Origin of the sequence: Pseudomonas sp. D4002 (assembly GCF_013385665.1) — a bacterium.
Taxonomy (GTDB): domain Bacteria; phylum Pseudomonadota; class Gammaproteobacteria; order Pseudomonadales; family Pseudomonadaceae; genus Aquipseudomonas.
The window spans coordinates 1-12378 of sequence record NZ_JACAPN010000049.1 but is presented as its reverse complement, the minus strand read 5'-3'; the positions used below and the strand labels follow the sequence as shown (position 1 = coordinate 12378).

Genomic DNA, 12378 nt, shown 5'->3' with positions numbered 1-12378 from the left:
TTCTGCAAAAAAGAACGATTATGGGCGAAAGCCGGCGTTACACAAAATCCTTTGTCGCCGCAAACCCCAGACGACAACGGTTCTCAGCCCCCTTCCCGGCTGTAAAAGGCTATGCTCGGACCATGACTCTGTTCCCTGATTTGCAGCACCTGCCCCGCCAACTGCGTCACCCCGAGGTGCGCGATCTCGCGTGGGTGATGCTCGCCCCGCCGATGCTCGCGCAAACGCCGTGGCCACAACGCCACCCGCTGACCGGCAGCGACTGGGTGCAGGCCCCGCATTTGCTGGAGCAGTGGCTGCGCCAGCTGGACCAGGACAGCAGTGCCTTGCTGCATTGGCTGAGCCAGGCACGCACCCGCCGGCTGGGGTTGTATTACGAACGGCTGTGGCAATTCGCCGTGCAGCATGCGCCGGGCGTGGAACTGCTGGCGGCCAACCTGCCGATCCGCCAGGCCGGGCATACCCTGGGCGAACTGGACATGCTGCTGCGCGACCGTGACGGTGTGCATCATCTGGAACTGGCGATCAAACTCTACCTCGGGCCCCAGGACGGTAATGGCCGGGACACCGCGCAATGGCTCGGCCCCGGCTGTCATGACCGGCTCGACCGCAAGCTGGCCCACCTGGCCCAGCACCAACTGCCGATTTCCGCCCGGCCGGAGAGCCGCGAGGTCCTGGCCGCGCTGGATATCCAGGCTTTTGATGCCCATCTGTGGCTGGGCGGGTATCTGCTCTACCCATGGCCGGGCATGGCGCAGGCCCCCCAGGGCGCGCATCCCCAACACCTGAATGGCCGCTGGCTGCATCAGCGCGATTGGTCGAGGTTTATCGAGCAAAGCCCGGCAGGACGCTGGCAACCGCTGCCCCGCCACGCATGGCTGGCGCCGGCGCACTACCCGGCGGACGAAGCCTGGGACGCGGCCCGGATGCAGCACTGGCTAACCGAACTGGACCCCATGGCGCCCGCGCAGTTGCTGGTGCGCCTGGTGGAAAACAGCGAAGGCGAATGGGAAGAAGCCGAACGGTTGTTTCTGGTGGCGGATCTTTGGCCGAACGTGCCGGCGCTTACAGGTTATCGATATGCCGATAGTCAATCTGTAACCCCATAGCCAGCTGCTTTGAACGGCCCAACCGAATCGGGCCGCGCTCGATGTCCACCAGCAAACCCGGGCAGTCCAGCGGCGGCAAACCCGCCACATCCTTCAGCCGCCCATCGGTGATCACCAGCAACCGCTGCCGCTCCACCGGGTAACGCTTGCGACGAGCCGCCAACCAGTGCCCCGCTTCGTTCAGCGCTGCCAACAATGGCGTGCCACCGCCTGCGCCGAGGCCATCAAGCCAATGACCCAGCCCTTTTGCCGCCTTTAATCCCTGCACCTGCCACTTTGGCGATTGCCCGCTCGCGGTGAGCAACGCCATGCGCGCCCGCTGTCGATAGGCATCGTCGAACAGTTGGGCCAGTAATCCCTTGGCATCGCTAAGCGCCTGATGCCGCCGGGTGGACGCCGAAGCATCGACAATCACCAGCCACAGTTCATGGGGCGTACGGCTACGCAGTTGATACAGCAAATCTTCGCGGCGTTGCGGCCGCCCGCCGAGCAAGGTACCCGGCCAGTTGATCGAACCTTCGGCCGCGCTGCGCGCCTGGCCTCGCCGGCCCTTGTTCAGTCGACCCGCCTTGGGCCGTGCATCCGCCCCCGCGTCAGGTTTGGGGCGAATGCCTAGGGCTTTTTTGGCCAGGTGGGCACATCACGGCGAGCACCTATCGGCAAGGCGGGTGCGGGCATGTCGCCCCATTGGCCCTGGCCTTCAGGTGCATCATTGGGCTTGGGTGATTGACCGCCAGCGGGCGGCGTTGCAGGCGGGGATTGCTCCTGACGACGATGGCGCAGGGCAAATTCCGCGACCGCTTCAATATCTTCTTCGCTGATAGCCGTCGCGCCCCGCCAGGCCGCATGGGCACGTGCGCCACGCAGCCAGACCAGGTCGGCGCGCAAGCCATCGACCCCAGCGGCAAAGCAGCGCTCGGTAATCTGCGCCAGCGCCTGGTCATCCAACGGGATGCTATCCAGCAATGCGCGGGCCCGGGTGCAGCGCTCACGCAACGCGGCCTGCCGGTCGGCCCATTGCCCGCAGAAACCCTGAGGGTCGCTGTCGAAATCCAGGCGGCGACGGATGATCTGCCCGCGTTCGGCCGGCTGGGTGTGCCCGCTCAGCGCCACGTTGAAACCAAACCGGTCGAGCAATTGCGGGCGCAGCTCGCCCTCTTCCGGGTTCATGGTGCCGATCAGTACAAAACGCGCCGAATGCCGGTGGGAAATCCCGTCGCGCTCGATCAGGTTGGTGCCGCTGGCGGCCACGTCCAGCAGCAGGTCCACCAGGTGGTCGGGCAGCAGGTTGACTTCATCGACATAGAGCACGCCGCCGTCGGCCTTGGCCAGCACGCCGGGGGAAAACTGTGCGCGGCCCTCACTGAGTGCCGCGTCCAGATCGAGTGTGCCCACCAGCCGCTCTTCGGTGGCGCCCAACGGCAGCGTGACGAACTGGCCGCTGGCGAGCAGGTCCGCCAGGCCACGGGCCAGGGTGGACTTGGCCATGCCGCGCGGGCCTTCAATCAGCACGCCACCGATCTTCGGGTCGATGGCGGTCAGGCACAGGGCCAGTTTCAGGTCGTCGGCGCCGACCACGGCGGACAGCGGGAAATGTGGAATGTCGGTCATCAACTGCCTTCTTCTATATCCAACAACAGGTTTTCCAACGCCTCGCGGTACGCCCCAGGCTCCTGCCACATGCCGCGTTGCTGGGCTTCGAGCATGCGTTCGGTCATATCCCGCAGGGCATCCGGGTTGTGCTGCTGCACAAAGGCGCGGGTGTCCGGGTCCAGCAAGTAGGCATCCGCCAGCAATGCATATTGATGATCGTCGATCAACGCCGTCGTAGCGTCGAACGCGAACAGATTATCCACGGTGGCCGCCATCTCGAACGCGCCTTTGTAGCCGTGGCGCTTCACCCCTTCGATCCACTTCGGGTTGGCCGCACGGGCACGAATCACCCGGTTCAACTCTTCCTTCAACGTGCGGATCTTCGGCAGGTCCGGCTGACTGTGGTCACCATGATAGCTGGCAGCCTTGTCGCCGCTCAGGGTTTCCACGGCGGCGAGCATGCCGCCCTGGAATTGGTAGTAATCATTGGAGTCGAGCAGGTCATGCTCGCGGTTGTCCTGGTTCTGCAACACCGCCTGCACCTGGCTCAAACGCTGGGCAAACTGTTCGCGGGCGGCGGTGCCTTCGTCGGAGCCGCCATAGGCGTAGCCGCCCCAGTTCAGGTAAACCTCGGCCAGGTCTTCGCGGCTCTGCCACAAGCGCCCATCAATCGCGCCCTGCACGCCGGCACCATAGGCACCGGGCTTGGCACCGAAGATCCGCCAACCAGCCTGCTTCGCCGCCGCGTCCTCGTCCAGGCCCGACAGGCGCAAGGCCTCGCGCTCACTGCGCACCTTGGCCGCCAGAGGGTTCAGGTCGTCGGGTTCGTCCAGCGCCGCCACGGCTTGCACCGCCGCGTCGAACAGGCGGATCAGGTTGGCGAATGCATCGCGGAAGAAGCCCGACACGCGCAAGGTCACATCCACCCGTGGCCGGTCCAGCAGACTGATCGGCAGGATTTCAAAGTCATCCACCCGCTGGCTGCCGGTGGCCCACACCGGGCGCACGCCCATCAGCGCCATGGCCTGGGCGATATCGTCGCCACCGGTGCGCATGGTGGCGGTGCCCCACACCGACAGGCCGAGTTGGCGCAAGTGGTCGCCATGGTCTTGCAGGTGACGCTCAAGGATCAGGTTCGCCGACTGGAAGCCGATGCGCCAGGCAGTGGTGGTGGGCAGGTTGCGCACATCCACCGAGAAAAAGTTACGACCGGTAGGCAACACGTCCAGGCGGCCCCGGCTCGGCGCGCCGCTGGGCCCGGCCGGGACGAAGCGCCCGTTCAAGGCATCCAGCAACCCGCGCATTTCCGCCGGGCCGCAGGCATCCAGGCGTGGCGCGACGACGATGCGCAAGCTCTCGATCACCGCCTTGACGTCTTCCCAGCCGGGCTCTTCAAGTTGTTCCACCGCACCTTCCAGGGCCTGCTCGATCAGGCGTGCGGCATACAGCTCCAGGCGTTCACGGGTGTCGCCGGCGGTGCGCCACAACTGCGTGTCGATCTTCTGCAACACCACTGGCCGGCGCCCCGTCCACGGCTCGGCCAGGGCGCAGTCCAGCGGATCGAAGCCCAGGTCGAAGGCCTTGGCCAATACCCGCAGCAGGCTCGATTGCGGCCCGCGCCCATCGCCACGCGGAATACGCAACAACGCCAGCAAGGTGTCGATGCGCAAGCGGCCCTCGGGTGACTCGCCGAAAATGTGCAGGCCATCGCGAATCTGCGACTCCTTCAAGTCACACAGGTAGGTGTCCAGGCGCGGCAGCCAGATCGCCGCATCGGCGTCGCTGTCGAGGTTTTCGTCCAGGGCCAGTTCCTGGTCGATGCGGGTTTCGCGCACCAGCTTGAGGATGTCCTTTTGCAGCTCGCGGGCACGCCGTGGGTCGAGCAGTTGTGCCTCGTAATACTCGTCGGCCAGCAACTCCAGGTCGCGCAGCGGCCCATAGGTTTCGGCGCGGGTCAGCGGCGGCATCAGGTGGTCGATGATCACGGCCTGGGTGCGGCGCTTGGCCTGGGCGCCCTCGCCCGGGTCATTGACGATAAACGGGTAGATATTCGGCAGCGGCCCCAGTAGTGCGTCGGGCCAGCAGTTCTCGGAAAGCCCGACGCCCTTGCCCGGCAGCCATTCCAGGTTGCCGTGCTTGCCAACGTGGATCACGCCGTGGGCGCCGTAGGTGTGGCGCAACCAGAAGTAGAACGCCAGGTAACCGTGGGGCGGCACCAGGTCCGGGTCGTGATAGACCGCACTCGCGTCGACCTGGTAACCCCGGGCCGGCTGGATGCCGACGAAGGTCAGCCCCAAACGCAGGCCCGCGATCATCATGCGGCCGTCGCGGAACATCGGATCGCTATGAGGTGTACCCCAGCGTGCCAACACGGCCTGGCGATTGGACTCGGGCAAGCGGTTGAACATCGCCTCGTAGTCATCCAGCGCCAGGCTCTGATGACACGGACGCAAGTCGAGGCTGTCCAGGTCGTTGCTGACGCCGCCCAAGAGCGCCTGGATCAGTGCCGTTCCGCTTTCCGGCAGCTCGTCCGGCAGCGGATAACCTTGGATTTTCAGTGCCCGCAGGATATTCAGCGCGGCGGCTGGGGTGTCGAGACCCACGCCGTTGCCGATACGTCCGTCCCGGGTCGGGTAGTTGGCGAGGATCAGCGCGATACGCTTTTCGCCATTCGGCACCCGCGCCAGTTCGACCCAGCGCCGCGCCAGTTCGGCGACAAAGTCCATGCGCTCCGGCTGTGCGCGATAGCACACCACATCCGACTGGCTGCGCTCGCTGCGCCAGGCCAGGTCCTTGAAGCTGATGGGCCGGCTGATGATGCGCCCGTCCAGTTCCGGCAACGCGATGTGCATCGCCAGGTCACGGGGGCCGAGGCCTTGCTCGCTGGCCTGCCAGCCGGGCTCGTTGTCCTGGGCGCAAATCGCCTGGATCACCGGGATATTGCGGCGAAACGGCCGCAGGTGCGGCGCTTCAGGGCTGGACTGGGCAAAACCGGTGGTGTTCAGAATCACCGAGGCGTGCACCTCGTCCAGTAAATCCTCGACCACGGTCAGGCAGCCGGGCTCTTTCAAACTGGCCACCGCCATCGGCAGCGGGTTGAGACCCGCGGCCTGCAAGCGCTGGCAAAAAACATCGATAAAGCCGGTGTTGGCCGCCTGCAAATGGGAGCGGTAGAACAGCACCGCCGCCACGGGAAAATCAGCTTGCCAGTCAGCCTGCCAATCGTTGAGACGGGCATTGGCTTTATGCGGGTGATAAATCGCCGTGCGCGGCAGGGTTTGCGGCTCGCTCCAGGCGTAATCGCGGCCAAGGTAGCCGGCGGCCAGGCAACGATAGAAATCCAGCGCATTACCCAAACCACCCTGGCGCAGGAAGTGCCAGAGCCGGTCACGTTCCTCGGCGCCCACGGTGCTGAGGCCACTGAGTTCCGGGTCCGGGCGATCATCCCCCGGCACCAGGATCAGCTGCACGCCGCGCTCGGCCAACTCCACCAGGCGCTCGATACCGTAGCGCCAATAACCGATGCCGCCGTGCAGCGAAATCAGGATGACCTTGGCGTGGCGCAGCACCTCGTCCACATACAGGTCGACCGAAGCATGGTTCTGCACCTGCATCGGGTTGGCCAGGCGCAGGCTCGGGTAATCCTCGGGCAACTGCTGGGCCGCTTCGGCCAGCAGCGCCAGGCTGGAATCACCGCTGCACAGGATCACCAGCTCGGCGGGGGTTTGCCCAAGGTCGGCGATGTTGTCATCCGAAACGAAACCGCCGGGCTGGGTCCTGAGCAGATGCATGGTTTAAACGCTGAGGGCAGCGCGCAGTTGCGCTTCGAGCAACGCGGCGTCGAGTTCCTGGCCGATCAGCACCAGGTGCGTGGCGCGCGGCTCATCGGCGCGCCAGGCGCGGTCGAAGTGCTTGTCGAAACGCGTGCCCACGCCCTGGATCAGCAGGCGCATCGGCTTGTTCGGGATCGCCGCGAAGCCCTTGACCCGCAGGATGCCGTGCTTGACCACCAGTTGGGTCAGGGCGTCCAGCAGCAGGCTTTCGTCGGCCTGGGGCAGTTCGATGGAGATGGAGTCGAAGGCATCGTGGTCGTGGTCGTCTTCACCTTCGTGGTGATGATCGTGATGGCTGTGGCGGCCATCGATGTGTTCTTCCGAGCCCGCGCCCAGGCCGATCAATACGTCCAGCGGCAGGCGACCGCTGCTGGCTTCGATGATTTTGACCGCCGGCGGCAGTTCTTCTGCCACTTCCAGGCGCACACGGGCCAGGTCTTCAGGGCTGATCAGGTCGGACTTGTTGAGGATCACCAGGTCGGCGCTGGCCAGTTGGTCGGCGAACAGCTCGTGCAGCGGCGATTCGTGGTCCAGGTTCGGGTCGAGTTTGCGCTGGGCGTCAACCTGGTCCGGGAAGGCGGCGAAAGTACCGGCGGCCACGGCCGGGCTGTCGACCACGGTGATCACTGCGTCAACGGTGCAGGCGCTGCGGATTTCCGGCCACTGGAATGCCTGGACCAAGGGTTTTGGCAGGGCCAGGCCCGAAGTTTCGATGAGGATATGGTCGAGGTCGCCGCGACGGGCCACCAGTTCGCGCATCACCGGGAAGAACTCTTCCTGGACCGTGCAGCACAGGCAGCCATTGGCCAATTCGTAGACGCGGCCGTTGGCTTCATCGATGGTGCAGCCGATGGAGCATTGCTTGAGGATTTCACCGTCAATGCCCAGCTCGCCGAACTCGTTGACGATCACCGCGATGCGGCGCCCCTGGGCGTTATCCAGCATGTGGCGCAGCAAGGTGGTCTTGCCCGAGCCGAGGAAGCCGGTAACGATGGTGACGGGGAGTTTGGCCAGTGTTTTCATCGGATGCCCTTTGGGGCGGGCATACGGGACGAGTGGCCCTGCGCGGGTGCGCAGAAGCAGAATTCGCCACCGGATCACCCCGCCCGGTTGAAGTAGAAAATCGGTTGCGAGGCAGGTCTCCTGGCTTGGGGCTTGCCGGCGGTGAGGCCGGCGCTGGCTGCGCCTTCCCGCCTTGTTCAGGCAGTGGCGTGGCAGTCAGATAAACCCTTTACAGTTGCGGGGGCAGCCGCGGCATTGACCGCGTTCCCTTCTTAGCTTCGGCCTGGGCCGAAGAACCTCGAAGGTGCAAGGCTACGCAGTGCGCGGGGACGGGTCAATGTCCGAGCGTTTGGCACTAAGCAGCGCCAGGCGCTCCAGCATGCCTTCGCTCGCCGCCGGCCCGGCCTGGACGCTGCATTGCTCGACGGACACTCGCACACCGTCGGCGTCCACCACCGCCACTTCCACCGGGCGCCGGGTTTCCCGGTCAACCAATTGCAGGCTTTCACCTTCGTTGGCGAAATGGCGGTTGCCCCAACCGACGAACGCCATGATCACCACCCGGAAATCCTCGCCGACCGGCGTCGGCACGTACTCGAAACGGGGCGGCCGCTCGCTGTATTGCCGGCGTTCCAGCAGCCCCGCTTCCACCAGGCTGTTGAGCCGGCGAGTGAGCATGTTCGGAGCGATCCCCAGGCTCTGGGAAAACTCATCAAAACGCCGCAAACCTTGCAGCGCGTCGCGCATGATCAGGATGCTCCACCACTCGCCTACCCGTTCCACTCCACGGGCTACCGGGCATTCGGCATTCACCAGCGACTTACGTTGCATTGCAGTTCCTCTGTGGGGCGGCTACGGAAATTTCAGCTATCGGATGTTACTTTCATAATGATAGTTTCGTCCATGCATTGCTACCAACCTGAAATTTGCGGAGCTAAGCGATCATGAGTAAGCGAATTGTTGTGACCGGCATGGGTGCAGTGACACCGCTGGCAACCGGCGTGGAACAGACCTGGAAGCGCCTGCTGGCCGGTGAATCCGGGATTCGCAGGCTACCCGAGGCATTGATCGGCGACCTGGCAATCAGCATCGGCGGCCAAGTGTTGGACCGCATCCAGGACCCTGAAGCCGGCTTTGACCCGGACACTGTCATCCCGGCCAAGGAACAACGCAAGATGGACCGGTTCATCGTGTTTGCCCTGGCAGCCGCGCAAGAGGCCCTGGCCCAGGCAGGCTGGAGTCCGCAGACGCCATCGCAGCAGGAACGTACCGCGACAATCATCGCCTCCGGCGTGGGTGGTTTTCCCGCGATTGCCGAGGCCGTTCGTACGGCTGACAGCAAAGGGCCTCGCCGCCTGTCGCCGTTCACGATCCCGTCATTCCTCGGCAACATGGCGGCCGGGCACGTGTCGATCCAGCATCAACTGAAAGGTCCGCTGGGCTCCCCCGTCACTGCTTGCGCCGCCGGCGTACAGGCGATTGGTGATGCTGCGCGCATGATCCGTGCCGGCGAAATCGACATCGCCGTGTGTGGCGGCGCCGAAGCCTGTATCCACCGAGTCAGCCTCGGCGGTTTTGCTGCGGCGCGTGCGCTGTCCAGCGATTACAACGACACGCCGGCATTGGCTTCCCGCCCGTTCGATCAAGGCCGCGACGGGTTTGTGATGGGCGAAGGTGCCGGGCTGTTGGTGATCGAGGAACTGGAGCATGCATTGGCTCGCGGGGCGACGCCTATTGCAGAGCTGGTGGGCTACGGCACCAGCGCCGACGCCTATCACATGACCTCGGGCCCGGAAGATGGCTCGGGTGCACGCAGGGCAATGGAACTGGCGATCGCGCAGGCAGGGATCAGCGCCGCACAGATCCAGCACTTGAACGCCCATGCCACGTCGACCCCCGTAGGCGACAACGGCGAACTGGCAGCGATCAATACGCTGTTCGGTGCAAATGCCAGCGTCGCGATCAGCGCCACCAAGTCGGCGACCGGCCATCTGTTGGGCGCCGCGGGCGGGATCGAGGCGATCTTCACCGTGCTCGCCCTGCGCGACCAGATTGCCCCGGCGACCCTCAACCTGGATAACCCGGACCCCGCCGCCGATGGGCTGGATATGGTCCGGGGCCAAGCTCGGTCGTTGCCGATTGAATACGCGATTTCCAATGGGTTTGGATTCGGCGGCGTGAATGCCAGCGTGCTGTTCAAACGCTGGCAATAACCCGGCGATTTGACGCCCATCGCCCGCCCATGCTCTCCTACACATCTTGTTTCGGGTGCCCTTCACAGGGTGAAACGGGAAACCGGTGAGTCATGTTCCTTTACTCAAGGGCGTGACGAGTCCGGTGCTGCCCCCGCAACGGTAAGCGAGTGAAGCATCAAAACCACTGTGCCTCTACGGCATGGGAAGGTGATGCTTTCAAGGCCCAGGCCCCTCGCAAGCCCGGAGACCGGCCCGAAAAAATCAGATAACAAACCCGCGGTGGGCGGGCGCTGTTCAGAACCCTGCGTGCCTGGCTCGCGGGGTTTTCATGCGCTCGTGTCACCCTGAAACCCTGAAGGGACGCGCCATGTCGATCATCAGCAGCACCGCCTCTACCGCCAGCACCACCGCCACCCTGAGCCAACGCCTGACTGCCGCCATCGGCGCGTCGATCCTCGGCGCGTGCCTGGTGTATTTCGCCGGTTTCTCGCACATCGAAGCGGTGCACAACGCCGCCCACGATACCCGCCACAGCGCTGCGTTCCCGTGCCACTGAGACCTGCCGACATGATCAAGCGTATTGCCCAAACCGCAGGTTTCACCGGCCTCCTGGCCGCCTTGCTGCTGACCTTGCTGCAAAGCTTCTGGGTTGCCCCGCTGATCCTGCAGGCGGAAACCTTCGAAAACGCCCCGGCCGCGACCGAAGTGCATGAACATGCCGAAGCCACGGCCCACACCCACGACGCTGAAGCCTGGGAGCCGGAAGATGGCTGGCAGCGTGTGCTGTCGACTACGGGCGGTAACCTGGTGGTCGCCGTAGGTTTTGCCCTGATGCTTGCCGGCCTGTACACCCTGCGTGCACCGACCCGTACGGTCCAAGGCCTGCTATGGGGCCTGGCCGGTTACGCCACCTTTGTGTTGGCGCCGACCCTGGGCTTGCCGCCTGAATTGCCGGGGACTGCGGCGGCAGACCTGGCGCAACGGCAAATCTGGTGGATCGGCACTGCCGCCTCTACCGCTGCCGGTATCGCGCTGATCGTGTTCGGTCGTAACTGGCTGCTGAAAATCCTGGGCGTGGCGATCCTGGCTGTGCCCCATGTGATTGGCGCACCACAGCCGGAAGTCCACTCGATGCTGGCGCCGGAGGCTCTGGAAGCTCAATTCAAGATCGCCTCGCAGTTGACCAACGTTGCCTTCTGGCTGGCGCTGGGCTTGATCAGTGCCTGGCTGTTTCGCCGTAACCGTGATGGTCAGTATTCGGCATGATCCTGGCGGTTGGCCTGGGGTGTCAGCGGGGTTGTTCTGTCGACATCCTGCGTGAACTGTTCAACGCCGCCCTCGCCGAGGGTGGCATTGAGCGTCAGCGCATCACTGCGCTGGCCAGTCTTGATCGCAAGCGGGATGAGCCGGGGTTGCTGGCACTGGCTCAGGTTCTGGATTTGCCGTTGGTATTTTTCAGTGCGGAGCAATTGGCGCCCTATGAAGATCGACTGAGCCATAAGTCCGAGACGGTTTTTGCTCATACCGGCTGCTACGGCATTGCTGAAAGTGCCGCCCTGGCCCTGGCAGAACAGCTGTCTCAAAGCCCTGCCACCCTGCTGATCACCCGCAAAAAAACCGCCCAGGCCACCTTTGCATTGGCTTGCGCCGGCTGAATTCCCGATAATCGTCAGCTTTGATCATGAGCAATCTTCATCTGGAGGGCTGCTCGCGTGCTTTTTTTCACAGGAATGAATCCATGACTGTCTTTTTCATCGGCGCAGGCCCAGGCGATCCGGAATTGATCACGGTCAAGGGGCAGCGGCTGATTCGCAGTTGCCCGGTGATTATCTATGCCGGCTCGCTGGTACCGGCGGCGGTGCTTGAGGGGCATCAGGCGGAGCTGGTGGTTAACAGTGCGGAGCTGCATCTGGAGCAGATCATTGGGTTGATCAAGACGGCCCATGAGAAAGGCCAGGATGTGGCGCGGGTGCATTCCGGGGATCCGGGTTTGTACGGGGCGATTGGGGAGCAGATTCGGCTTTTGCGGGAGCTTGGGATTGGGTTTCAGATCATTCCCGGGGTGACGGCGGTGGCGGCTTGTGCGGCGTTGTTGGAAGCTGAGCTGACGTTGCCGGACATTGCGCAGAGTGTGATTTTGACGCGGTATGCGGATAAGACGGCGATGCCTGAGGGTGAGGTGTTCAGTAGCCTGGCGCAGCATGGGACGACCATGGCGATTCACCTGGGTGTGAATCATCTGGAGAAGATCGTGGCTGAGTTGGTGCCTCACTATGGGGAGGATTGTCCGATTGCGGTGGTGCATCGGGCGACCTGGCCGGATCAGGATTGGGCCATTGGTACGCTGGCGGATATTGCCGGGAAGGTGGCAGCCAAGGGGTTTCGGCGTACGGCGTTGATTCTGGTGGGTCGGGTTTTGGCCAGTGACAGTTTTGGTGAGTCGTCGCTGTATCGTGCGGGGCATGCGCATTTGTATCGGCCCTGAGGGGGGATGGGGTACATATCCGTTATTTAGGTAACGGCGGCTTATGGTTCCGCTCTTACAGCGGCTCACTTTTGAACAGCGCAAAAGTAAGCAAAACGCTCTTGCCCCACCACTCGGCACCTCGCCTAGGCTCGGTGTGCCCTCACTCCGGCTTTGGACCG

General features: G+C 64.0%; 11 protein-coding genes and 2 riboswitches. Of the genes, 6 read left to right on the top strand and 5 right to left on the bottom strand.

What is annotated here, in order from left to right; all coding sequences use genetic code 11:
- Positions 1-122: 122 nt before the first annotated feature.
- The gene (locus HX824_RS29705) at positions 123-1109 is read left to right on the top strand and encodes a DUF1853 family protein (RefSeq protein WP_008431991.1); all 987 of its coding nucleotides are present in this window, start codon (positions 123-125) and stop codon (positions 1107-1109) included.
- Here the strand turns inward: HX824_RS29705 and HX824_RS29700 are convergent.
- From HX824_RS29700 to HX824_RS29680, 5 genes are all read right to left on the bottom strand, one after another.
- Entirely contained in the window at positions 1066-1668 is a 603-nt protein-coding gene (locus tag HX824_RS29700; protein WP_177055856.1) for a VWA domain-containing protein, read from the bottom strand. The genes HX824_RS29705 and HX824_RS29700 overlap by 44 nt on opposite strands.
- Before the next feature lie 53 nt (positions 1669-1721).
- On the bottom strand, positions 1722-2720 hold the full coding sequence (locus HX824_RS29695) for an ATP-binding protein (RefSeq protein ID WP_008431987.1): 999 nt from the start codon (positions 2718-2720) through the stop codon (positions 1722-1724).
- Positions 2720-6493 carry a cobaltochelatase subunit CobN gene (gene cobN / locus HX824_RS29690; protein ID WP_177055831.1) on the bottom strand — a complete coding sequence of 1258 codons (3774 nt, stop codon included), beginning with the start codon at positions 6491-6493 and terminating at the stop codon, positions 2720-2722. The genes HX824_RS29695 and cobN overlap by 1 nt, the downstream gene beginning before the upstream one ends.
- A 3-nt stretch (positions 6494-6496) precedes the next feature.
- A complete protein-coding gene (gene cobW / locus HX824_RS29685; protein ID WP_177055828.1) occupies positions 6497-7558 on the bottom strand; it encodes a cobalamin biosynthesis protein CobW in 1062 nt (353 codons plus the stop codon).
- A 92-nt stretch (positions 7559-7650) separates the two neighbouring features.
- Positions 7651-7853: riboswitch (cobalamin riboswitch) on the bottom strand.
- Entirely contained in the window at positions 7850-8368 is a 519-nt protein-coding gene (locus tag HX824_RS29680) for a helix-turn-helix domain-containing protein (protein ID WP_134326793.1), read from the bottom strand. It overlaps the preceding riboswitch by 4 nt.
- A 113-nt stretch (positions 8369-8481) precedes the next feature.
- Between HX824_RS29680 and fabF the strand changes: the two genes are divergently transcribed.
- From fabF to cobM, 5 genes are all read left to right on the top strand, one after another.
- Positions 8482-9750, top strand: coding sequence for a beta-ketoacyl-ACP synthase II (gene fabF, locus HX824_RS29675; protein WP_087694357.1), 1269 nt, complete (start codon positions 8482-8484; stop codon positions 9748-9750).
- A gap of 36 nt (positions 9751-9786) precedes the next feature.
- A riboswitch (cobalamin riboswitch) is annotated at positions 9787-10003 on the top strand.
- A gap of 96 nt (positions 10004-10099) precedes the next feature.
- Positions 10100-10288: a CbtB-domain containing protein gene (locus HX824_RS29670; protein WP_003217883.1), complete on the top strand. Its 189-nt coding sequence runs from the start codon at positions 10100-10102 to the stop codon at positions 10286-10288.
- Positions 10289-10299: 11 nt separating this feature from the next.
- The gene (locus HX824_RS29665; protein ID WP_177055826.1) at positions 10300-10998 is read left to right on the top strand and encodes a CbtA family protein; all 699 of its coding nucleotides are present in this window, start codon (positions 10300-10302) and stop codon (positions 10996-10998) included.
- Positions 10995-11387, top strand: coding sequence for a cobalamin biosynthesis protein (locus HX824_RS29660; protein ID WP_003217881.1), 393 nt, complete (start codon positions 10995-10997; stop codon positions 11385-11387). Before HX824_RS29665 ends, HX824_RS29660 begins: the two co-directional genes overlap by 4 nt.
- Positions 11388-11470: 83 nt before the next feature.
- Positions 11471-12217: a precorrin-4 C(11)-methyltransferase gene (cobM, locus tag HX824_RS29655; RefSeq protein ID WP_003217880.1), complete on the top strand. Its 747-nt coding sequence runs from the start codon at positions 11471-11473 to the stop codon at positions 12215-12217.
- Positions 12218-12378: the final 161 nt, after the last annotated feature.

Bases quoted from the DNA above. Each gene is read 5' to 3' on its own strand.
- cobM (WP_003217880.1), top strand. From the start codon at position 11,471: ATGACTGTCTTTTTCATCGGCGCAGGCCCAGGCGATCCGGAATTGATC.
- HX824_RS29670 (WP_003217883.1), top strand. From the start codon at position 10,100: ATGTCGATCATCAGCAGCACCGCCTCTACCGCCAGCACCACCGCCACC.
- fabF (WP_087694357.1), top strand. From the start codon at position 8,482: ATGAGTAAGCGAATTGTTGTGACCGGCATGGGTGCAGTGACACCGCTG.
- HX824_RS29705 (WP_008431991.1), top strand. From the start codon at position 123: ATGACTCTGTTCCCTGATTTGCAGCACCTGCCCCGCCAACTGCGTCAC.
- HX824_RS29660 (WP_003217881.1), top strand. From the start codon at position 10,995: ATGATCCTGGCGGTTGGCCTGGGGTGTCAGCGGGGTTGTTCTGTCGAC.
- cobN (WP_177055831.1), bottom strand. From the start codon at position 6,493: ATGCATCTGCTCAGGACCCAGCCCGGCGGTTTCGTTTCGGATGACAAC.
- cobW (WP_177055828.1), bottom strand. From the start codon at position 7,558: ATGAAAACACTGGCCAAACTCCCCGTCACCATCGTTACCGGCTTCCTC.
- HX824_RS29665 (WP_177055826.1), top strand. From the start codon at position 10,300: ATGATCAAGCGTATTGCCCAAACCGCAGGTTTCACCGGCCTCCTGGCC.
- HX824_RS29680 (WP_134326793.1), bottom strand. From the start codon at position 8,368: ATGCAACGTAAGTCGCTGGTGAATGCCGAATGCCCGGTAGCCCGTGGA.
- HX824_RS29695 (WP_008431987.1), bottom strand. From the start codon at position 2,720: ATGACCGACATTCCACATTTCCCGCTGTCCGCCGTGGTCGGCGCCGAC.